Origin of the sequence: Acinetobacter calcoaceticus DSM 30006 = CIP 81.8 (assembly GCF_000368965.1) — a bacterium.
Lineage (GTDB): Bacteria > Pseudomonadota > Gammaproteobacteria > Pseudomonadales > Moraxellaceae > Acinetobacter > Acinetobacter calcoaceticus.
Window position 1 is genome coordinate 872,297 of the sequence record NZ_KB849780.1, and the last position, 22,726, is coordinate 895,022.

Here is a 22,726-nt window from a genome sequence, read left to right on the forward strand (position 1 = left end):
ATTTAAAAGGACTATTGATATGAACAGTATTATCCCAACGCATAACATTGGCACTGATTACGATGCTTTGGTTCAAAGTGACCGTGCCCATACTTCTCTTTATAAAGATGAACGCATTTTTGATGAAGAAATGGAAAAAATCTTTTATAGCACTTGGGTGTGGGTTGCACATGCTAGCGAAATTCCGGAAGGTGGAAGCTATAAAACCATTAACATTGGTAAACAGCCTGTTGTTGCGGTGCGTGACCGTAAAAAGAAAGTCCATGTACTTTTAAACCGTTGCCGTCACCGTGCAGCAACCGTATGCGAACATAAAAAAGGAAAAACCAATAGCTTTGTATGTCCGTACCACGGTTGGAGTTATGCGCTTGATGGTAGCTTACGTGGTGTGCCATCTCCGGAAAGCTACGGTGATTGTTTAGATAAATCTGAATTACCGTTGGTTAGTCTGCGTGTAGAAGAATATAACGGTATGATCTTCGCTTCATTTAAGGAAGACATTCAACCGCTTGAAGAGTTCCTTGGACCTGCAAAAAAGTGGATTGACCTGTTTATGAAACAAGGTGCGGGTTATCCAATTAAAGTGTTGGGTGAGCATCGTTTCCGTTTCCCGGGCAACTGGAAAATTCAGCTTGAAAATACGACCGATGCATATCACTTTCCGTTGGTACATAAGTCATTCTTAAGTTCTGTCGATGAAAAAACTGAAGAACTCTTTAACTTCGAAAACCAGCCGGGTTTTGTTGAAGATTTAGGAAATGGTCACAGTGTAATGGTGATGATTCCTGAACTGGTCGATCTAGATGAAGAATTAATGGAGCGTCCAATTCAAGAACGTTTTGAAGACTTAGCTCAAGCTTTGCGCGACGAAGGCCATGAAGAATTAGAAGTTCGCCGTATTGTGCGTGCAGTCGGTGGTTCTGGCTTTAACTTAAATTTATTCCCGAATATTGCATGCTCAATGGCTTTCTTCCGTGTTTTGCAGCCAATTTCGGTTGCTGAAACAGAAATTCATCACTCGGTGATTACGATGGACGGCGGTCCGCAAATTGCCAACCAATATCGCTTACGTTTGCATGAGCATTTCCAAGGCCCATTTGGTTTTGGTACGCCAGATGACTCTGAAGCTTGGGAACGCGTACAACACGGCGCCAATGCTGGTAATGATTTATGGATCATGTTGAACCGTGGCTTACCGGGTGAAGTCAAAACTGAAGATGGCTTAAAAAGTGATGTCAGTGCTGAAACAGGTATGCGTGCAGCCTATCAGCAGTGGAAAAAGATGATGACGGCTTAAGGAGAGAGCAATGAATATGAATCTGCAATTATTAAATGAAGTCACTGCTTTCATCTGGGCTGAAGCAGACATGTTAGACCACAGTGAATATCGTGAATGGCTCAATTTATGGAATGAAAAAGGCGTTTATATCATTCCGATTGACCCAAACCTCACTGACTACGAAAACAATCTAAATTATGCCTATGACGATAACCATATGCGTACTTTACGTGTAGAACGTCTTGAAAATGGCGAAGCGATTTCTACAGCACCTAAAGCAAATACGGTACGCAGTGTTTCTCGTGTACGAGTTATTCAAGACCAAGATAATGAAATCGTTTTACGCTGTGCTCAAAACTTACGTGAGTTCCGTAAAGAAAATTTAAAGCATTACACTGCAGATATTACTTACCATTTGGTTCGCGATTCTAATACGGGTTTTAAAATTAATCGTAAAATCATTAATTTGGTTAACTCAACAGATACCTTGGCTGGTATTAGCTACATTCTTTAGGAGCAGCAAATGAAACAAGTTGTTTTAGTGACAGGGGCTGCTTCTGGACTCGGTAATGTTATTGCTGAATATTTTGCGAGCCAAGGCCATCAAGTGATTTTGTCAGCCAGTACGCTTGAAAAGGCGGAAAAAGCCAAGGCGCAAAGCCAGCATGCACAAAATATGTTTCCTGTGAAATTAGATATTTCAGTCGAAGCAGATTTTCATGCCGTGGTGCAATTGATTGAAGAGAAATTTTCTAAACTTGATGTGTTGATTAACAATGCAACTGTCACCAAGGCAACTCCGGTATTAGAAATTACCGCAGCCGATTTTGATTGGGTGACCCAAGTTAACCAACGCGGCACCTTTCAAGCTTGTCAAATTATTGGCCAATATATGGCTAAAAAAGGCTATGGACGCATCATTAATATGGCGTCTTTAGCGGGGCAAAACGGTGGTACTGCAACGGGTGCCCACTATGCGGCAACCAAAGGTGCGATTGTGACTTTAACCAAAATTTTTGCCAAAGAGTTTGCTGCAAAAGGTGTAACAGTCAATGCGATTGCACCGGGACCGATGGAATCACCGATTGTTCATAGTGTGGTGTCAGACGAAAAAATGGAACAGTTCATCCAGAATATTCCTGTTAAAGCCTTAGGTAGCATGCAATTTATTGCTGAAACTTGTGGGCTGCTTGCGAGTCCAAATGCGGGGTTTGTGACTGGTGCAACATGGGATATTAACGGTGGTTTATTCATGCGTTAAGCACTTAGCTTACACATGAAAAGGGAGTTAAATCATGACTACACTTTATGATGTTGTCGTTAAAAATCGCCATGTTGAAGGTGGAAATATTGCAGTCATGGAATTTGAATCTGCAACTTCTGCAATATTGCCAAAAGTTGAAGCTGGTGCACATATTGACGTGCATTTACCAAATGGCATGGTGCGCCAATATTCACTTTGCCAAAATCCGAATGACGAAGGTAAGTTCCGCCTTGGAATTTTACGTGACCCTGAATCACGTGGCGGCTCAGTATCTGCTTTTGATGAAATTAAAGATGGCATGCAAATTCAGGTCAGTGAGCCAAAAAATTTATTTCCACTTTTAAAAGCCAAACACAGCGTATTGATTGGCGGTGGAATTGGGATTACGCCGTTAATCACAATGGCATATCAACTTGCCTCTGAAGGCACATCTTTTGAGCTTCACTACTGTGGTGCTAGCCCTGAAAACTGTGCTTTTGTTGATGAAATTAAAAATGGTGAGTTAGCAAAATACACAACCTTCCATTTTAAATCCGAAGGTGCAAGCCACAGAGCGTTTTTTGAATCTGCCATTAAAGGTATTGACCTTGAGAGCCATATTTACACCTGTGGTCCAGTCGGTTTCATGGACTGGGTGATTAACCTTGCCACGACTCACGACTTTCCTGAGCAGCAAATCCATAAAGAATATTTCCAAGTCGAAACCGACACCTCGGGAGATTCATTTGAGGTGGTGGCTGAGCGTAGCGGAAAAATCATTATGGTCGAAGCTGGCGAAACCATTTTGCAAGCTTTGGCTAAAGAAGGCATCGAGATTGAAATGTCTTGCGAGCAAGGCGTATGCGGAACCTGCATGTGTGATGTGATTGAGGGCGAACCTGATCATCGAGATGTTTATTTTACTGATGAAGAAAAAGCCAGCAATGAGCAAATATTGGTGTGCTGTTCGCGCTCTAAAACACCGAGGTTAGTTTTAGATATCTAATGCTCTCGCGATTTATATGGATGTAAGAGAAGGTTTAGGAGAAAGATGATGAATGTATTACAACAAATAGATGAGTTTACGGTCGATCCATTACAGTTCCGACGGGCATTAGGAAATTTTGCAACAGGCGTTACTATTATTACTGCACAAAATGCACAAGGTGAGAAAGTTGGAGTCACCGCAAATAGTTTTAACTCGGTGTCACTCGATCCACCACTTATTTTGTGGAGTATTGATAAAAAGTCTTCAAGTTTTTCGGTATTTGAAGAAGCGACACATTTTGCAGTCAATATTTTATCGGGCACCCAAATTGAGCTGTCTAATAAGTTTTCGAGACGTAATATTGATAAATTTGCAGACACAAATTTTCAACTTGGTGCTGGACGCGCACCAATTTTAGAAAATTGTTCTGCGGTGTTTGAGTGTGAACGTTATCAAGTTATTGAAGGTGGTGACCACTGGATTATTGTTGGTAAGGTGGTTCGTTTTCATGACCAAGGCCGAAGCCCGTTGGTTTACCACCAAGGCGCATATTCTTGTGTAATGCCGCATCCAAGCCTTCAAGTGAAACAAACTGAAGAAAATGGCGTAGACCAAACACATTATGGGCACTTATATAATAATGTCTGCTACTTGATGAGTCGTGCTTTTAAAGCTTATCAAACCGACTATATTCCTAAGCAAATGGCTTCTGGGTTCCGTACCAGTGAATCACGGCTCTTGCTGGTTTTGGCAAGTGGTACTGCTTCAAGTAAAGAAGATTTACCACGAGATATTGCTATGCCAATGCAAGAGGTAGAAAGATCGGCTGAAATTTTAAAATTTGAAGGATTGCTGGTCGATCACGATAATTTGTATGCACTGACCGAAAAAGGTAAACAAACGGCACAGTATTTATTTGATATTGCCGATAGCCACCAAAATGAAGTGTTTAAAAAGTATTCTGATGAGCAAAAGGATATTTTTATTACCATGCTGCGAGACTTTGCAGGAGTAGCATAAGCCTCATTAAGCTGATAAATTGAATTGATTTATCAGCTTCTTTACATCTAGCTGACTATAATCAAAAGAATTCCAAGGATAAGGAATTTTTTGGCACACAATTTGTTTATCAATAAAACATGATTGCAAATAAGCCAAGACAGTGAACTACAGCGAAAGAAAATGTTTCGCGGTAGCACGTGTATAGAGAGGTAAGGGATGAACCAATATGTAAGTGATGCATTGTTGAATTGGACACACCATATCAAGAATGTTTGCGGAAATTTTGAAACAGATTTTGACGGCACCCGTAATTTATTCATTGGAGAAGTTCAATGTTTCTTATTGGGTGATACCGAAATTGCTTTTATCAGAAATAATGCAAATAAGATTGTCCGAAAAGCCGATGAAATTGATCGAGTCAATAATCGTTTTTGCTTTTTGATTTTGCAGTATTCGGGAAAAATGCTGCTCGAGTATAAAAATGAAACGCTAAGCCTGAATGAAGGCGATATTGTATTGGTAGATCCGGTTGAAACCATTTCGATGTATCCGCAAGGGTTAGTAAGCCAGATTTCAGTACACTTGTCGCGTGAAAAATTACTTAAAGAAAATATTAGTACCGAATATTTTGGAAAGCTCATTACTCAAAATATGAGTGGTTTTTTACTCAAAAATATTTTGAAAAACATGTCTGCTGAAAATATTAAACTCTGGTATGCAACCGAAGATGGTAATGCTTTTGAAGATGCTCTAATAGCTTTAATCAAACCTACAATTAATTATAAAAATATTAATAGCTCTAATAATCTGATGGAAAAAGCCGAGCGTTATATTATAGAAAACTTAGCAAAACCCGATTTGACACCTAAATTAATTGCAGAACATATTGGGGTGTCGTTACGTCATCTCTATCGTCTGTTTCTTCAAGAAAATTTATCTATTAACAAATATATACAGCTCAAGCGCTTAGAAAAAGTCAAAGCAGATTTACTCGATAAAAGAAATAAACAAAGCTCGATTACCCAAATTGCTTTGAAATGGGGCTTTTGGGATGGCGCGCATTTTTCAAAAATCTTTAAGAAGACTTATGGTATTTCTCCTAAAGAATTTAGAGAGGGTGTGTCGGCTTAAACCTTTCATCTTTTAATGTCATTTTTAGACAAGTTCTAGGTCATTCTTAAACAAGCTAGCCCTATGTAACTGTGTTGAAATTAAATTCATTAGAGCAGGTTAGATAAGCTTAATAACTATAGAACTATTAAGTTGATCTAATTAATTTCACTCACAGGGAAGTGCAATTTTAACTGTCTGATTCAGATAGTTCAGGGATAGATGAAAAGGATGAAACCAATGCGTAAACAACGATTATTGAATGACATACAAAAAATATTGGCACTTAACTTATCAATAGCTGCTAGCTTTTGGGGATTAAATACTCAAGCTTATGCTCATGGTGGAAAGGCCGAAATGGTATCGCTTTATCAAAACATGAGTGAGCAGGGCGCCAAAGTTGTAAAAGATGATTTTACCAATACCTATATGATTACCAAGGGTTCTATGGTGGTTAGAGCCAAACCCAATTCAGATCAGGTTTTGGTGAATGGCAAACCTTTCAAACTCAGTGTGCCTTTACTAATTAAAGATGGTAAACCTGTTATTGGAAAAGACTTTTTTAATGAAGTATTCCAGTCTGGTTTAGATCAAACTTTCAAAATTGAAAATACGTTTCATCCACTCAATAGTTTAAATTCTGACGAAATTAAAAAGACATTTGATGCGATTAACCACTCGAAATATGCCTATAAAAATATGCGTTTTGCCGAGTTAAAGCTTAAAGAACCAGAAAAAGCTAAAGTTTGGGATTACTTTATTAATCACAAAGAATTTAAAGAAGATCGTATTGCCTCATTTATTTTGTTAAAGGGCAATCAAGCGATTGAAGGTGAAGTTAATCTTAACACTCAACAAGTCACCAAATGGAATGTACTTAAAGACACTCATGGAATGGTGTTGCTCGATAATTTTGAGGCCGTACAACGCGTAATTGAGACGAGTAAAGAATATCAAGATGCTTTACGCAAACGTGGCATTACCGATGTGAAGAAAGTGATTGCTACACCACTGACCGTTGGATATTTTGGTGGTAAAGATGGACTTGATAAACAACTCAATATATTAAAAGTTGTCGCTTACCTAGACACTGGAGATGGTAACTATTGGGCGCATCCTATTGAGAATTTAGTTGCTGTAGTCGATTTAGATAAAGAAAAAATTATTAAGATTGAAGAAGGCGCGATCATTCCTGTGCCAATGGCAAATCGACCTTATATGTCGAATAAGCCAGTACCAACTAAGCTAAAACCGCTCAATATTACTGAACCAGAGGGCAAAAACTTTAGCATTACAGGTCAAACCATACATTGGGGTAACTGGTGTTTGCATGTAGCGTTAGATTCTCGTGTTGGCTTACAGCTTTCAACCGTGACTTATAAAGACAAAGGCGTAAAGCGTAAAGTCATGTATGAAGGCAACTTGGGTGGAATGGTAGTTCCATATGGTGACCCTGATATTGGATGGTATTTCAAATCTTATTTAGACTCTGGCGAATATGGTATGGGAACACTTACCTCATCTATTATTCCGGGATCAGATGCACCCGACAACGCTGTTTTACTTGATGCCGTGATTGCAGACTATAAAGGCCAGCCACAAGTAATTCCAAATGCCATTGCTGTATTTGAACGTTATGCCGGACCTGAATATAAACATCACGAAATTTTTGGTAATCAAGATGCCAGTGAGGCCCGCCGTGAACTGGTGGTGCGCTGGATTAGTACAGTTGGAAACTATGATTACATGTTTGACTGGGTATTTGCCCAAAACGGTGTGATTGGGATTAATGCGGGTGCTACAGGTATTGAAGCCGTGAAAGGCGTTAAATCACGGACTATGCATGACAGTACCGCTAAAGAAGACACTAAATATGGAACTTTAATTGACCATAATATTGTGGGTACAACGCATCAACACATCTATAACTTCCGCTTAGATATGGATGTAGATGGAGAAAATAATAGCTTTATGCATATGGACCCTGTGGTGAAAGCCAATGACAAAGGTGGTGTCCGTACAAGTTCTATGCAAATTGATAGTAAAGTGATTAGTAATGAGCAAAATGCGGCTGAAAAATTTGATCCATCCACTATTCGCTTACTCACAAACTTCAATAAGGAAAATAAATTAGGTAATCCCGTTTCTTACCAGCTGATTCCGTTTGCAGGTGGAACACACCCTGTTGCGAAAGGTGCTAATTTTTCTAAAGATGAATGGTTATTTAAACGTTTGAACTTCATGGATAAGCAAATTTGGGTGACTCAGTACAATCCAGACGAGCGCTATCCTGAAGGTAAATATTCTAACCGTTCGACTCACGATACGGGGTTAGGGCAGTTTATTAGCAACAATGAAAATATTGAAAATAAAGACCTCGTGGTCTGGATGACAACAGGCACAACTCATGTGGCACGTGCAGAAGAATGGCCAATCATGCCTACAGAGTGGGTCAATACACTCATCAAACCTTGGAACTTCTTTGACAACACCCCGACTTTAAACTTGGGCGAAGAAAAGCAAAACACGCAGCACGACCATCACTAAAAATGTGCATGAGCCAGAATGGGTAAAGAATAAGTTACCCATTCCTGAGCGCTGGTAGGCCGTTCGTAAAAAGGAATTTTGTATGAAAACTCTACTTTCTCAAGTGATGAGAGGGACTCTCTTTGTCTCATTTTTTTCAACTGTACATGCTGGTGAGCTTGAAATTAAACCGACTTTTGAAGCAACTTTTGGGGCTTTTAGCAGTGGTAAAAGTTACAACGGTGAAAACCTAGATGACGAAAGAATAAATTGGCAAGAAGGCCATCTTAAATATGGTGCTAAAGGTCAATATACCTTTAAAAACAATCAGCTCTATGCAAGCTTGAGCGGTATAAGCTCGGCAACATTTGGCGATGGTGACGCAGGCCAAAATAGTAATGGTAAGGAACGCAAAACAGATGTGAATGAATGGATCATTGGCTTTAAAGACGGTACCAATAAAGATGAGTTGGCTACCTATGATTTAAGTATTGGCCGACAAAATATCATGATTGGTGATGGTTTTTTCATTGCGGGTGATGCATTAAATCTCGGCAAACCTCCAGCAGATGGCGCCTTAGACCGGGGCGGAGCATATTATCTGGCAGCACGACGCAGCTTTGATTTTACCAGTCTGCTTCAATACAAACCGCAAGAGAATACAACGCTAAAACTGGCTTATTTAAAATCGAATAATAAAGCACAATTTTCATCTGAACTCTTTGTAAGTGATCTGATGTATCAGCTTAAAGATAAGGGCGTTGGGTTTACTTACTTAAATGTATTAGACCTTGAAGATGCTGAACACGGTTCAGGGCGCGAAGATCTTAAAAACTATGCTTTACGTTTGAATTATCAACCTTTACCAGAGTTACAAGTTAAGTCTGAGTTTGTTATTCAAGATAAAAAAGATAGTCAAGAAAATGCAGGTTACGTAGGGCTGAACTATAACTTTTTATCTTCAAAATATACGCCCTCATTAGGTTACCGTTTTAGTCATTTTTCAGACCAATACGATCCCATGTTTTATGGGAATACGGTCGGTTTTGGCACATGGTTTCAGGGCGAAGTTGCCGGAAACTATGCTGGCCCATTCAATAAGAATGCAGATATTCACCAAGTTTCTTACATGATGAACTTAAAAGAAAATTTTATGTTAGGTGCTTTGGCTTATAAGTTCAAAACAGTAAATAAGTCTTTAACTAATGTAGATGGACATGAGCTGGATGTGTTCTCGGTTTGGTCCGTCAATAAAAAACTTAACGTTATTCCATTGGTTGGACTCTATAAGCCTAAACAGGATATCCAGAGTGGCGGCACTCAAAACTACGATGACAAGACCAATGTGTATGCGCAGTTGATTCTGCAATACATCTATTAATAGATCCTTTTAAATGAATTGAGAGAAATAAAAATGAGTGAAGTACTGATTTTAGCAAGCGTACAGCAATTTATGGCGCGTCAACATGGACATTTTATTGATGGAAAATTAGTTGCTGCTGAGCATTTAGATAAAGTAGATATTGTAAATCCATCGACTGAACAAGTGGTTGCTCAAATTAGTATTGGTAGTCAACACGATGTCGAAAGTGCCGTGAAAAGTGCTGAACATGCTTTTCAAAATGCTTGGGCCGAAACTACGCCGTATGAACGTGGCGTTAAACTGAACAAGTTGGCAGATTTAATTGAGCAATATGGTGAAGAACTTGCTCAGCTCGATACTTTATCTACTGGAAAACTCATCAATATTTCCCGCCATCTTGAAGTGGCACAATCTGTTATTTTCTTAAGATATTTTGCTGGTTGGGCAACCAAAATTAATGGCCAAACCATGCAACCTTCTATTCCATCAATGCAAGGTGAAAAATATACAGCCTTTACTTTAAGGCAACCGATTGGTGTAGTCGCAGGGATTGTGCCTTGGAATTTTTCACTGATGATTGGTGTTTGGAAAATTGGATCAGCTTTAACAACTGGCTGTACCATTGTGCTTAAGCCAAGTGAGTTTGCCAGCTTGTCTTTATTACGTTTAGCCGAACTTGCCATTGAGGCAGGTATTCCAGCTGGCGTGATTAATGTGGTTACGGGTAAAGGGGATACTGGACAATATTTAATTGAATCACCACTCGTTAAGAAAGTCTCATTTACAGGTTCAGTACCAACAGGCATCGCGATTGGTAAGCTCGCGATGAGCAGTGATTTAACTCGGGTAAGTCTGGAGCTGGGCGGTAAAAATGCCATAGCTGTTTTGGCTGATGCGAATATCGATGAGATTTTACCAACTTTGTTGCAAGCAACTTTTGTGCATCAAGGTCAAGTTTGCGCATCTCCAGAGCGTTTTTTTGTACACCACACAAAATATGATGAACTGGTCGAGAAACTTTCTAAAGCACTATCTCAATTCAAAATTGGGTCAGCGATGGATGAGGGAAGTATGTTTGGGCCACTGTCTAATCAGCCACACTTTCATAAAGTGAAACATTATTTAGATATGGCAAAAGCAAACAACCAGATTATTGCAGGGGGTGAGGCTTTAGATCAGACAGGATATTTTGTACAACCGACTTTAATTTCCTTCAAAAATACCGATGATCCTTTATTTTCAGAGGAAACCTTTGGACCAGTGGTCGGAGTAATGCCATTCGAAACTGATGAAGAGCTTATTCAGCTTATGAATCAGTCGCGCTTTGGTTTAACCGCAAGTATTTGGACAAATGACTTATCTAAAGCTTTACGTTTAATTCCTAAAATTGAAGCAGGCACCTTGTGGGTGAATATGCATACTTTCTTAGATCCATCAGTTCCATTTGGCGGGGTAAAAGCTTCAGGAATTGGTAGAGAGTTTTCGGATGCATTTATTGAAGATTACACCGAATTAAAATCGGTCATGATTCGGTATTAATTTAAAAAAGTAAATGCAGATATAAAAAATGGCCTTTATAGGCCATTTTTTTGAATCATTAAATTAACCTAATAAAAAATCTTTTAAGATTTTATTAAAAGCTTCTGGCTGCTCTACATTGGAAATATGAGATGCGTCTATTTCTGCAAGTTTTGACTGCGGAATCTGTTGCTGCATAAATTCACCATCTGCAACAGTTGTTACAGGATCTTGGGTTCCAGCAATCACTAATACTGGAACTTTGATGTCTTTTAACTGTTCTCGGACATCCGCTTTAGCCAAAGCCTCACAACAATTGGCATAACCCATTGCGCTGCCAGCACTTAAGTCGTTACACAGGTTGTTGACAATTGAAGCATGACTTTGGATAAAGGGATCTGTAAACCATCGCGAAGCTGCTGTGGCTGCGATCGGTTGTAAACCTTGCTCTCGTACTAATTTTGCACGGTCAAGCCATGCCTGTTCTTGTCCAATTTTAGCGGCAGTATTTGCCACAACCACATGACTAAAACGGTCAGGGTATTGAATTGCAAGCCATTGACCCGTTAAACCGCCCATAGAAATACCACAAAAAGCAGCTTTAGTAATATTTAGATGGTCAAGTAAACGGACAACGTCTTCACCTAATTGCTCTACAGTGTATGGGCCGTCAGGTGTAGATGATGAACCGTGACCACGTGTGTCATAGCAGATCACAAAAAATTGATCTTTTAACTCGTTAAACTGTTTTTGCCACATGCCATAGTTGGTGCCCAAAGAATTGGAAAACACCAAAGCAGGGGAAGACGGCTCACCAAAAGTTTGATAGTTAATTTGTGCATCGGCAGATTGAAAAGATGGCATTTATTTCTCCTTAATGTGCTTCAACACGTTCAATAATCAAAGCGATCCCTTGACCTACACCAATACACATCGAACATAAGGCATAACGGCCACCTGTTTGTTCAAGCTGGTTTAAGGCTGTAGTGACTAAGCGTGCACCTGAGGCACCAAGTGGATGACCCAAAGCAATTGCCCCACCATTTGGATTGACCTTTTCAGAATCATCTGGCAAACCTAAATCACGGGTCACTGCTAAAGCTTGTGCAGCAAAGGCTTCATTCAACTCAATCACATCCATCTGCTCTAAAGTCAGGTTGGCTTGTTTAAGTAATTTTTTAATGGCTGGTGCAGGAGCAAAACCCATAATACGTGGCTCTACACCTACAGCGGTTGAAGCAATGATCTTGGCACGCGGTTTTAAGTTGTAAGCTTGAACTGCCTCATCAGATGCGATCAGTAGTGCTGCTGCACCATCGTTAATACCCGAAGCATTACCCGCAGTGACTGTGCCATCTGCTTTAACCACAGGTTTAAGCTTGCTTAAAGCTTCAAGTGTAGTTGATGCACGTGGATGTTCATCGGTATCGATCACAACAGCGTCACCCTTACGTTGGGGGATTTCAACTGCTACGATTTCTTTAGAAAAAAAGCCTTTGGCTTGCGCGCTTGCGGTGCGTTGTTGGCTCGCCAAGGCAAACTGGTCCTGATCTGCACGATTAACGTTGAACTTTTCAGCCACGTTTTCGGCAGTCTGGGGCATGGTGTCTACACCATACAATTCTTTAAGTTTTGGGTTAATAAAACGCCAGCCCATGGTGGTGTCTTCAATCTTCTGGCTACGGCCAAAAGCACTGTCTGACTTACCCATCACATATGGTGCACGGCTCATGCTTTCTACACCGCCTGCAATCACCAAGCTTGCTTCACCCGCTTTAATGGCACGGGCAGCAATGGCAATCGCATCGAGTGATGAACCACACAAACGGTTAATGGTGGTTGCTGGAACCTGATACGGTAAACCAGCAAGCAGTGCTGACATACGACCGACATTACGGTTGTCTTCACCGGCTTGGTTGGCACAGCCATAGATCACATCATTGACCTGTTCCCAATCTACATTCGGGTTACGCTGGATTAAAGCTTTAATCGGCACAGCGCCAAGGTCATCGGCACGGACAGGTGCAAGGCCACCGGCATAACGGCCGAATGGAGTACGGATGGCATCGATGATATAAGCGTTTTTCATTCTTACATTTCCATTTTGAAATCTGTTGCTGTCATTGCCACAAATGATGGGTTTATCCATTCTTCCTTTGCATAGGCAATGCCTCACTTTTGACAGGGCAAAAGTGACAAAACCCTTTGTTACTCAGACACAACATCCCTGTTGTGCTGAGCAACGAGGCGACATCCATGTCGCCACCTCGTATCCACTAGCAGTTTGCTATCGTGACAGGTGACATGGATGTCACCCGTTGGACAGGGAGGCAAGGAAGCCTCCTCTGTTCAACATAGATTTTTGTTACTTTTCATCTTTGAAAAGTAAGGTATTGCCTATACAAAAGGCTTTTGAATATCAATGTAATTCAAGGCCATGATGCTATTTATTAAATGTAGCGACTACATCATTCAAAAACTTAAACCGTTGCATCAATCAAAGTTGCACCTGTCAAAGCCTGTAACTCTTCAAAGCTAAGACCTTCTACTTTCTCAATCACTTTCAAACCATCTTTGGTCACATCAATCACACAAAGATCAGTGTAAATACGGTCAACACAGTGCTTACCTGTAACCGGATAGCTCAGCTCAGCCACAATCTTCGGCTCACCTTGCTTGGTCACATGATCTGTGGTGATAAATACTTTCTTGGCGCCCACAGCTAAATCCATTGCACCACCCACCGCAGGAATCGCATTTGGTGCACCGGTGTGCCAGTTCGCCAAATCACCATTCGCTGCAACCTGAAATGCCCCAAGCACTGCAATATCAAGATGACCACCACGCATCATCGCAAATGAGTCACCATGGTGAAAAAAGCTGCCGCCTTCAAGCATGGTCACAAATTCTTTACCCGCATTAATCAGTTCAGGGTCTTCTTCACCTGCTGCTGGTGGTGGCCCAAAAGCCAATAAACCATTTTCAGAATGAAGAAAAATATCTTTATCGTTAGGTAGATAGCTCGCAATCTTGGTTGGCAAACCAATGCCCAAATTCACATAGGCACCATCAGGAATATCTTGTGCCACACGTTTTGCAATCTGGTCACGGCTGAGTTTCTGGTAGCTCATGTTATTTCTCCTTATTGCTTACTGTGCTGGCTGGACTTGTACAACATGCTGTACAAAAATACCTGGGGTGATGATGTGCTCTGGATCTAATCCACCTAACTCAATTACCTCAGAGACCTGAACAATGGTGACATCAGCTGCCATGGCCATGATCGGACCAAAGTTACGGGCAGATTTACGGTAAACCAGATTGCCCCAACGGTCGCCTTTGTAGGCTTTAATGAGTGCGAAATCTGCTTTAATTGGATATTCAAGTACGTAATCTTTACCATCGATCTCGCGTGTTTCTTTGCCTTCAGCTAAAAGTGTTCCAAAGCCTGTTGGGGTAAACACAGCGCCAAGTCCCATACCCGCTGCCTGAATACGGCAAGCCAGATTACCTTGGGGTACCACTTCAAGCTCTACTTTTCCGGCACGGTACAGTTCATCAAACACATAAGAGTCTGACTGACGAGGGAAAGAACAAATCACTTTTTTAACTGAACCGGCTTTCAGCAGTTTAGCCAGACCATAATCGCCATTACCGGCGTTATTGCTAACAATAGTCAGGCCTTTAACACCCAGTTCAATCAGTCCATCAATGAGTTCAGCGGGTTGTCCTGCGGTACCAAAACCACCAATCAGGATGGTGGCACCATCTTTAATCTGCGATAGAACCTCGCTAAGAGAGGACTTACTTTTGTCAATCATGTGAGAAACCTTAGAGCATGAGGTAACGTGATGTATTACTACCGCTAAAAATTTATTTAAATTCTTAATGGTAGTAATAAATGGAATAAATTTTGTGAGTCAAAAGCGAACTTTTAACTCACATACACTTTCAATTAAGCACTAGCGCGACGACGTTCAACTTCAGTTGAAGGTGCAGCAGCGGCATCTTTAACAAGTTCGATGTTAAATGTGATGTGTTTGAAAGCGTGATCTAAACCACGGCGTTGAATTTCAGCAGGGTCAGTTACATCAACTGCTGTTGCAACTAAGCCATCACGAGTTGCGAAGGCAAAATCGTCCCATAAGTACTCATCACCCTCAATGTTGAATTGAGTTGTAAGCTTACGGAAGCCCGGTGCAGACACGAAGTAATGAACGTGCGATGGGCGGTTACCATGACGGCCTAACTTGTTAAGAAGGGCTTGAGTTGTACCTTCCGGAGGGCAACCATAACCCACTGGCATAGTCGTTAATGCAACATATTTACCATCAGCATCAGTCAAAATACTACGGCGTAAGTTGAAGTCAGATTGAGACTTATCAAAGAATGAGTAATTACCCAAGCTGTTAGCATGCCATACTTCAACTTTTGCATTTTCAATGATATTGCCATTGGCATCAGTCACAGTACCTTCAATAATTAAGGTATCGATTTTGCCTGTTTCAGTGCCATCATCCATACGCGAAAAACCAACAGATTCAGGCGCACCAGCTACGTAAAGTGGGCCTTCGATAGTACGAGGTGTGCCACCAGTAACGCCAGCTTTTGCATCTGCTTCATCTGCACGTAAATCAAGATAGTGTTCTAAACCTAAGCCGGCTGCTAAAAGTCCAAGTTCGTTTGCTTGACCTGCATCTGTGAAATATTCCAAACCTTTCCATACTTCTGAAGGTTGGATGTCTAAGTCTTCGATGGCTTGAAATAAATCCCCGAGAAGGCGCACTACAATTTGTTGAACACGTGCATCGACTTCGCCTTTAGCTGTGTCGACATTCATTTGTTTTACAAGCGCATCAATTTGTTGACGGTTCATACTAAAACTCCTTAAGTATGCAATACGGTTTTGGGTGGCAGTGGGGCTGGCATTTTGTTTTGCTAGCGAATAATGACTGCCACGTTCCTTGTTACCTTTTGAATCAATGTATTTAATTTCTAAGTGTGTTTCAGACCACACACTCAAACTATTTTCTTAGATTACGAATCATCATCACGAACAGAAGAAGGGTGACGATTAAGTGCCATTACTTCGATGTTCATGTAAGGATAGAGAGGTAATCCTTGTAAAATGTTGTGCAACTCTTCATTGCTCTCAACATCAAAAATACTGATGTTTGAGTACTGGCCTGTAACTCGCCAGATGTGTCGCCATTTACCTTGACGTTGTAGATCTTGCGAATAGGCTTTTTCAACAGCCTTAATTTCATTTGCTTTGTCGGCTGGCATATCAAGTGGAATATGCACATCCATACGTACATGAAATAACATGGGAAACTCCTTATCCTGTTGCCTTAACGACGTAACTTATCGACTTTATCTTCATCAATTTCAATGCCTAAGCCCGGAGCTGTTGGCAAGTGCAATTCAAAGTTTTCGTAACGTAGCGGTTCTTTCAAAATTTCTTCGGTAAGCAATAACGGACCAAATAATTCAGTACCAAACGCTAATGTTTCAAAGGTTGCAAATGCATGAGCAGAAGCAATGCTACCTACAGGGCCTTCAAGCATGGTGCCGCCATAAAGATCAATTCCAGCCAAACCTGCAACCTTGGCCACTTCACATGCTTCGATCAGACCACCAGATTGTTCAATTTTTACCGCAAATACGTCAGCCCCATGGCTTTTTGCAATACGGTATGCGCTGTCTGGCCCAGTTAAAGCTTCATCCGCCATGATTGCGACATCAAAACGATGTGTTAAACGAGCAAGTGCTTCAGTATTTTGAATAGCACACGGCTGTTCAATTAAATCAATTCCGCCATCTTGCAGCTGTTGAATACCTTGGATACATTCCAGCTCTGACCATGCACGATTTACATCGACACGTACACTAATATCTGCACCTAGTGCTTTTTTAATTGCAATGACATGATCAACATCGTGTTGCAAAGGGCGAGCACCAATTTTGAGCTTGAACGTATTATGACGTTTCAACTCAATCATTTTTTGAGCTTCAGCAATATCTTTTTCTGTGTCGCCAGACGCAAGGGTCCAAAGTACAGGTAAACTATTACGTAGACGTCCACCTAAAACTTCGCTTAATGGCACGCCTAAACGTTTTGCCTGAATATCAAGTAGAGCAGTCTGAATGGCACATTTCGCAAAGCGGTTACCATTAATATTTTTACGAATCAGTTTTAGTGTTTGGGCAACGTTTAAATCTTTAACTGATGCGAGTAATGGTGCAAAGTAAGTATCAATATTGGCTTTGACACTTTCAGGACTTTCTTCACCATAGTTCAGTCCACCAATGGTGGTCGCTTCACCCCAACCGACAATACCATCCATGGTCGTAATTTTAACGAGCACCAAAGTCTGAGTACGCATTGTAGTTACAGACAGCTGGTGAGGACGGATAGTTGGAATATCCACAAGTATGGTTTCTATGGTTCTATACATGAAGTTTCAACTATTTCAAACTTGTTTACATACCATAGAAGAATGTAATAGCCTAAAATAGATATAGAACGGTATTTTAAGATACTAAAAAGGTATATTAATGGAATTAAGACATCTACGTTATTTTGTTACCGTTGTTGAAGAACAAAGTCTGACTAAAGCCGCAGAAAAGCTTTTTATTGCTCAGCCACCACTCACACGTCAAATCAAAAAACTAGAGGAAGAGTTAGGGATTGATTTGTTTGTGAAGGGCTCTCGTCCATTAAAAGCGACAGAAGCAGGTCTGTTTTTTTACCAACATGCTGTGCAGATTTTAACGCATACTGCTCAAGCCGCTTCTATGGCTAAAAAAATGAAGTTGGTCGATAACATTGTCAAAGTGGGCTATGTCAGCTCATTGCTTTACGGACGCTTACCACAGGTCATTTATCTATTTAGGCAGAAAAATCCAGATATCCATGTTGAACTGATTGAATGTGGCACACGAGATCAGGTCGAGGCTTTAAAGTTAGGCAAAATCGATTTAGGTTTTGGTCGACTACCCATTAGTGATCCTGCCATTAAGAGACTTTTACTCAGAAAAGAAAAATTAAAATTAGCGATTCATAAAAAGCATCCATTAAGTGAATTTCAAGATTCAGGAATTTACTTATCTCAAATCATTAATGAGACGATTTTTTCTTATCCCACTACACCTAAGCCAAATTTTTCGACCACCATTCAAGCTTTATTTACCAAGTTGGGTTTAATTCCAGCCAAACTCACCGAAGTCCGCGAAATTCATATGGCATTGGGATTAGTGGCATCGGGTGAGGGTATTTGTATTATTCCGGAAAGTGCCTGTGACATTGGAATGAAGAATCTAACTTACTTAAATATCTTAGACTTAGAAGCTTATAGTCCCATTTCTCTATCCATGCGCAACATGGACCAAAGTTCGTATATTCCTAAAATTTTAGATTGTATTGAAGAGATCTATAGCGAAGAAGAAGTGTCCAGAAATTTGAATTTATAACTTTTTAATACGATTAAGATTGAATTTTCATGTTATTTTAAAACTTTAAACCTATAGGTAATATGTAAAAGGAATTATTGAATGAGAAAAATTTTAGGACTAGCTTCTCTCATTATGTCTACTGGTGTTGTACATGCTGAACAATTAAATGAACAAGAACAAATTTCTCCATACAATGCAAATGTAACCTTCGCGAGTCAATATATATCACGTGGTTTCCAGCAAACATGGGGTAAGCCAGCTTTACAGATTGGTTTAGATTATGCAAATCCAAATGGATTATTTGTGGGTACTTGGGCATCGAATGTGAGTTCTAACTATCTTAGAGATGCTTCAGTTGAGTGGGATTTTTATGCAGGTTATATAAAAACTTTTGATAAGTTTTCGGCTGGTATGACGGTTTTTTATTACTACTATCCGGGAGCTGAAAGCACACCTGAAACGGGTAGTACCAGTTATAACTATGGCGAAATTGTGCCTCAAATTGGTTATGGACCTTTAACGCTTAAATACTTTATTACTTACACGCCAGATTATGCTGGCTATAACTCCAAGACGATGGGCGGCCCTGAGGGTAAACGTTCAAGAGGAACAACATATCTGGATTTAACTTTTACACAGCCAATAAATGACACTTGGACTTTTGGTGCCCATTATGGCTATGAAAGAATTAAAAATTTCTCGGAAGCTAATTTCCAAGATATGAAAGTCGAGCTTATTAAGGATTTAGGCGCTGGCTGGAATACGGGGGTGGCCTATACCAAAGCTTGGGATAGAAATGGGTTCTATAAGAAGTATAGTAATGGTGAACCGGATGCACCTATTTCAAATCCGATTGACTCAACATTTACAGTGTCTGTAAAAAAAATTTTTTAAGTTAAACTTATTAATATTGGTCTGATTAACTACGTTTGAAAGATATCTGTAAACTTTCAAACGTAGTTAAAATGGACTTTTTATTTATGCTTTTAAATTAATTAAGGTAGGCAAATTAAGCACTATCCTAGTGTCTTCAATAATCTCTAAACATGGGATTATCCGCAGTGAAATATAAAATTGGAAATATATAAAATTATTATTTTTTGAACTCTAATAAAATTATTATGGATACTTAATATTAATCTTCAAAGGCATTTGTGGGCTGATTATAAATAAAAACTATTATATGAAACAAAATAAGTATTGGCATTTAGATGGGGATTTTTCCATTCTTAAACTGTTTTATGTACACGTTCCAGTAGGTAGCTGTCTCGGAAAATACAAGGGATTTGTTGTGTCTAACTTTGCCTGAACTTCGTATTCCGTTTTTATACCTTCAGTAACGCAGTATACGTTCAATTTTGCAGTTTAAGGAAATATTGATGTCGAATTCTGCTGTTGTTGATTCAGTTGCTTTTGCCTTAAGACAAGCTGAACTATCACAAACTGCGATTATTCCTATTCGTGCTGAACTCGGTGGTGAACAGGCAAATGTGGATATCGCTTATGCAGTACAGGAAATCAATACTGTACGTGCACTCTCGGAAGGGCGCCGTTTAGTAGGTCGTAAAATTGGCCTCACTTCTAAAGTGGTACAAGCCCAACTCGGCGTAGATCAACCTGACTTTGGGATGTTATTTGCTGATATGGCATATGGCGATGGTGAAGTCATTCCAGCGGGTAAGTTCATTCAGCCAAAAGTTGAAGCTGAAATTGCGCTCGTACTCAAAAAGGATTTAACCCAAGTCCGACATACATATGCAGACATTATTAGTGCAACTGACTATGCCTTACCGGCTATTGAAATAGTCGATAGTCGCATTGAGAACTGGAAAATCTCATTGATTGACACGGTTGCTGACAATGCATCAAGTGCAGCTTTTGTGTTGGGTTCACGTCCAGTACAGCTTAATCAACTTGATTTAGTTAACTGCAAAATGACGATGACTCGTGGTGATGAGGTCGTTTCGCAAGGTGTTGGTAAAGCTTGTTTAGCGAATCCATTGAATGCAGCAGTTTGGTTAGCGGATGAAATGGTACGACGCGGACGTCCATTACAAGCAGGAGATATTGTCCTGACTGGGGCATTGGGTCCAATGGTGGTGGCTCATCCTGGGGATGAGTTTAAAGTTGAAATTGAAGGCTTCAATTCAGTTGTTGCATGCTTTGCTGCTGAATAAAGGATAAGGAAATGAAAAAGATAAAATGTGCCTTAATTGGTCCAGGAAATATTGGAACAGATTTGTTGTATAAATTGCAGCGTAGTGAAGTTTTAGAGCCGGTATGGATGGTTGGAATTGATCCTACTTCTGAAGGCTTAGCTCGTGCTGCAACAATGGGTTTAAAAACCACGGCTGAAGGCGTTGATGGTTTATTACCTCATGTACTTGAAGATGATATCAAAATTGCTTTTGATGCAACTTCAGCATATGTGCATGCAGAGAACAGTCGCAAGCTCAATGAGCTTGGGGTGTTAATGATTGATTTGACTCCTGCGGCAATTGGTCCATTTTGTGTGCCACCAGTGAATTTGGAAGCTTTGTTAGATGCTGGTGAAGTACCCAATGTGAATATGGTGACCTGTGGTGGGCAAGCAACTATTCCAATGGTCGCGGCAATTTCACGGGTACAAACGGTTAGCTATGCTGAAATCATTGCAACGGTTTCGACTAAATCGGTTGGGCCAGGTACGCGTAAAAATATTGATGAATTTACCCGTACAACTGCTGGAGCAATTGAAAAAGTTGGTGGTGCCAAACAAGGTAAAGCCATCATTATTATCAATCCTGCTGAACCACCATTAATGATGCGTGACACAGTACATTGTTTAGTTGAAGGAGAGCCTGACCAAGTTGCAATTACGGAATCAGTCAATGCCATGATTAAAGAGGTACAAAAGTACGTACCCGGCTACAAACTGGTAAATGGACCTGTATTTGATGGTAATCGTGTTTCTATGTTTCTTGAAGTAGAAGGCCTAGGCGATTATTTACCGAAATATGCAGGTAATCTTGACATTATGACTGCGGCAGCTGCACGTACTGCAGAAATGTTTGCAGAACGTGTTTTATCTAATCAAAAAGCTGAAGTTGTTTAAGGAGAAACCGTATGTCTAAGATTATTGTGCATGATATGACTTTACGTGATGGTATGCATCCACAACGTCATCAAACTACAGTTGAGCAAATGATTGCCATTTCAACCGCGTTAGACGAAGCGGGTGTGCCATTAATTGAAGTGACTCATGGTGATGGCTTAGGGGGGAGTTCCGTTAACTACGGTTTCGCTGCTGCAACAGATGAAGAGTATTTATCTGCTGTTGTGCCACGCATGAAAAATGCCAAGGTGTCAGCGTTGTTATTGCCTGGGATTGGAACAGTTGATCATTTAAAAATGGCATATGAGATTGGTGTTTCAACCATTCGTGTCGCAACACACTGTACAGAAGCAGATGTGTCTGAGCAGCATATTACTGCTGCACGAAAATTGGGAATGGACACAGTAGGCTTTCTAATGTTGGCACATATGGCATCGCCACAACATTTGCTAGAAGAAGCAAAAAAAATGGTGTCTTACGGTGCTAACTGTATTTATGTCACTGACTCTGCTGGGTACATGTTGCCACAAGATGTTACCGATCGGGTTGGATTACTCCGTCAAGAACTTGATAGCAGTATTGAGTTAGGTTTCCATGGTCACCATAACTTGGGTATGGGCGTTGCCAATACCGTTGCTGCGGTTGACGCTGGTGCAATTCGGGTCGACTTGGCGGCAGCTGGTCTAGGAGCTGGAGCAGGCAATACACCACTTGAGTTATTTATTGCAGTTGCAAATCGTATGCAAATAGAAACAGGCGTAGACTTGTTTAAAGTACAGGATATTGCAGAAGATCTTGTGATTCCAATGATGCTAAATCCAATTCGTGCAGATCGTGATGCAGCAACGTTAGGTTATGCAGGTGTATATTCTTCTTTCTTGTTGTTTGCAAAACGTGCTGAAGCTAAATATGGTGTCTCTGCACGTGAAATTTTATTAGAGCTTGGTCGCCGTGGTACGGTTGGGGGACAGGAGGATATGATTGAAGATCTTGCCTTGACCATGTCAAAAGCGAAAGTAATGAGCGCATAAGTTTTTTTATAAATGAAAAAGAGCACTCCACGAGAGTGCTTTTTTTCATCTAATGATTTGATCTAGATGAAATAACTTGGGTGTAAGCGTTATTTTCTATAAATGGATGGACATCAT

The 22,726-nt window shown here is 40.4% G+C and carries 21 protein-coding genes; 14 read left to right on the forward strand and 7 right to left on the reverse strand.

Annotation, left to right across the window (positions count from 1 at the left end; genetic code table 11):
- Nucleotides 1-19 precede the first annotated feature (19 nt).
- The 9 genes from F936_RS09040 to F936_RS09080 all read left to right on the forward strand — a co-directional run bounded on the left by F936_RS09040 (nt 20) and on the right by F936_RS09080 (nt 11,050).
- Complete coding sequence (locus tag F936_RS09040) at nt 20-1,297, forward strand: aromatic ring-hydroxylating oxygenase subunit alpha (RefSeq protein WP_005046772.1); 1,278 nt, start codon at nt 20-22, stop codon at nt 1,295-1,297.
- Between the two features lie 10 nt (nt 1,298-1,307).
- The gene (locus F936_RS09045) at nt 1,308-1,793 is read left to right on the forward strand and encodes an aromatic-ring-hydroxylating dioxygenase subunit beta (protein ID WP_005046777.1); all 486 of its coding nucleotides are present in this window, start codon (nt 1,308-1,310) and stop codon (nt 1,791-1,793) included.
- A 9-nt stretch (nt 1,794-1,802) separates the two neighbouring features.
- Nucleotides 1,803-2,540, forward strand: a complete 738-nt coding sequence (locus tag F936_RS09050) for an SDR family NAD(P)-dependent oxidoreductase (protein WP_005046779.1) — start codon at nt 1,803-1,805, stop codon at nt 2,538-2,540.
- 34 nt (nt 2,541-2,574) lie between these two features.
- Complete coding sequence (locus F936_RS09055) at nt 2,575-3,528, forward strand: PDR/VanB family oxidoreductase (protein WP_005046783.1); 954 nt, start codon at nt 2,575-2,577, stop codon at nt 3,526-3,528.
- A gap of 45 nt (nt 3,529-3,573) precedes the next feature.
- Complete coding sequence (locus tag F936_RS09060; protein ID WP_080595298.1) at nt 3,574-4,530, forward strand: p-hydroxyphenylacetate 3-hydroxylase reductase component; 957 nt, start codon at nt 3,574-3,576, stop codon at nt 4,528-4,530.
- Between the two features lie 198 nt (nt 4,531-4,728).
- Complete coding sequence (feaR, locus tag F936_RS09065; protein WP_005046790.1) at nt 4,729-5,643, forward strand: transcriptional regulator FeaR; 915 nt, start codon at nt 4,729-4,731, stop codon at nt 5,641-5,643.
- A 210-nt stretch (nt 5,644-5,853) separates the two neighbouring features.
- Nucleotides 5,854-8,169, forward strand: a complete 2,316-nt coding sequence (tynA, locus tag F936_RS09070) for a primary-amine oxidase (protein WP_080595299.1) — start codon at nt 5,854-5,856, stop codon at nt 8,167-8,169.
- Between the two features lie 82 nt (nt 8,170-8,251).
- The gene (locus F936_RS09075; protein ID WP_005046794.1) at nt 8,252-9,529 is read left to right on the forward strand and encodes a hypothetical protein; all 1,278 of its coding nucleotides are present in this window, start codon (nt 8,252-8,254) and stop codon (nt 9,527-9,529) included.
- Between the two features lie 33 nt (nt 9,530-9,562).
- On the forward strand, nt 9,563-11,050 hold the full coding sequence (locus F936_RS09080) for an NAD-dependent phenylacetaldehyde dehydrogenase (RefSeq protein WP_005046796.1): 1,488 nt from the start codon (nt 9,563-9,565) through the stop codon (nt 11,048-11,050).
- Nucleotides 11,051-11,113: 63 nt separating this feature from the next.
- On the opposite strand, the gene pcaD is transcribed toward F936_RS09080, so the two are convergent.
- The 7 genes from pcaD to F936_RS09115 form a co-directional block, all read right to left on the reverse strand.
- Nucleotides 11,114-11,893: a 3-oxoadipate enol-lactonase gene (pcaD, locus tag F936_RS09085; protein ID WP_005046799.1), complete on the reverse strand. Its 780-nt coding sequence runs from the start codon at nt 11,891-11,893 to the stop codon at nt 11,114-11,116.
- 10 nt (nt 11,894-11,903) lie between these two features.
- On the reverse strand, nt 11,904-13,118 hold the full coding sequence (gene pcaF, locus F936_RS09090) for a 3-oxoadipyl-CoA thiolase (protein ID WP_005046802.1): 1,215 nt from the start codon (nt 13,116-13,118) through the stop codon (nt 11,904-11,906).
- 391 nt (nt 13,119-13,509) lie between these two features.
- Nucleotides 13,510-14,160: a 3-oxoacid CoA-transferase subunit B gene (locus F936_RS09095; RefSeq protein ID WP_003651961.1), complete on the reverse strand. Its 651-nt coding sequence runs from the start codon at nt 14,158-14,160 to the stop codon at nt 13,510-13,512.
- Nucleotides 14,161-14,178: 18 nt separating this feature from the next.
- The gene (locus tag F936_RS09100; protein ID WP_005046804.1) at nt 14,179-14,850 is read right to left on the reverse strand and encodes a 3-oxoacid CoA-transferase subunit A; all 672 of its coding nucleotides are present in this window, start codon (nt 14,848-14,850) and stop codon (nt 14,179-14,181) included.
- A 134-nt stretch (nt 14,851-14,984) separates the two neighbouring features.
- Nucleotides 14,985-15,905: a catechol 1,2-dioxygenase gene (gene catA, locus F936_RS09105; protein WP_005046806.1), complete on the reverse strand. Its 921-nt coding sequence runs from the start codon at nt 15,903-15,905 to the stop codon at nt 14,985-14,987.
- 161 nt (nt 15,906-16,066) lie between these two features.
- Nucleotides 16,067-16,357 (reverse strand): muconolactone Delta-isomerase, encoded by a 291-nt coding sequence (gene catC, locus F936_RS09110; RefSeq protein WP_003651954.1) that lies wholly within the window; start codon nt 16,355-16,357, stop codon nt 16,067-16,069.
- Between the two features lie 23 nt (nt 16,358-16,380).
- A complete protein-coding gene (locus F936_RS09115; protein WP_005046808.1) occupies nt 16,381-17,487 on the reverse strand; it encodes a muconate/chloromuconate family cycloisomerase in 1,107 nt (368 codons plus the stop codon).
- Nucleotides 17,488-17,587: 100 nt separating this feature from the next.
- On the opposite strand from F936_RS09115, the gene F936_RS09120 reads away from it, so the two are divergent.
- From F936_RS09120 to dmpG, 5 genes are all read left to right on the forward strand, one after another.
- On the forward strand, nt 17,588-18,502 hold the full coding sequence (locus F936_RS09120) for a LysR family transcriptional regulator (protein ID WP_003651950.1): 915 nt from the start codon (nt 17,588-17,590) through the stop codon (nt 18,500-18,502).
- Between the two features lie 81 nt (nt 18,503-18,583).
- Nucleotides 18,584-19,378 carry a TorF family putative porin gene (locus tag F936_RS09125; RefSeq protein ID WP_005046811.1) on the forward strand — a complete coding sequence of 265 codons (795 nt, stop codon included), beginning with the start codon at nt 18,584-18,586 and terminating at the stop codon, nt 19,376-19,378.
- A 485-nt stretch (nt 19,379-19,863) separates the two neighbouring features.
- Complete coding sequence (locus F936_RS09130; RefSeq protein WP_005046815.1) at nt 19,864-20,661, forward strand: fumarylacetoacetate hydrolase family protein; 798 nt, start codon at nt 19,864-19,866, stop codon at nt 20,659-20,661.
- Nucleotides 20,662-20,672: 11 nt separating this feature from the next.
- Nucleotides 20,673-21,578: an acetaldehyde dehydrogenase (acetylating) gene (locus F936_RS09135; RefSeq protein WP_005046818.1), complete on the forward strand. Its 906-nt coding sequence runs from the start codon at nt 20,673-20,675 to the stop codon at nt 21,576-21,578.
- Nucleotides 21,579-21,589: 11 nt separating this feature from the next.
- A complete protein-coding gene (dmpG, locus tag F936_RS09140; protein ID WP_005046820.1) occupies nt 21,590-22,609 on the forward strand; it encodes a 4-hydroxy-2-oxovalerate aldolase in 1,020 nt (339 codons plus the stop codon).
- The last annotated feature ends 117 nt before the right edge of the window (nt 22,610-22,726 follow it).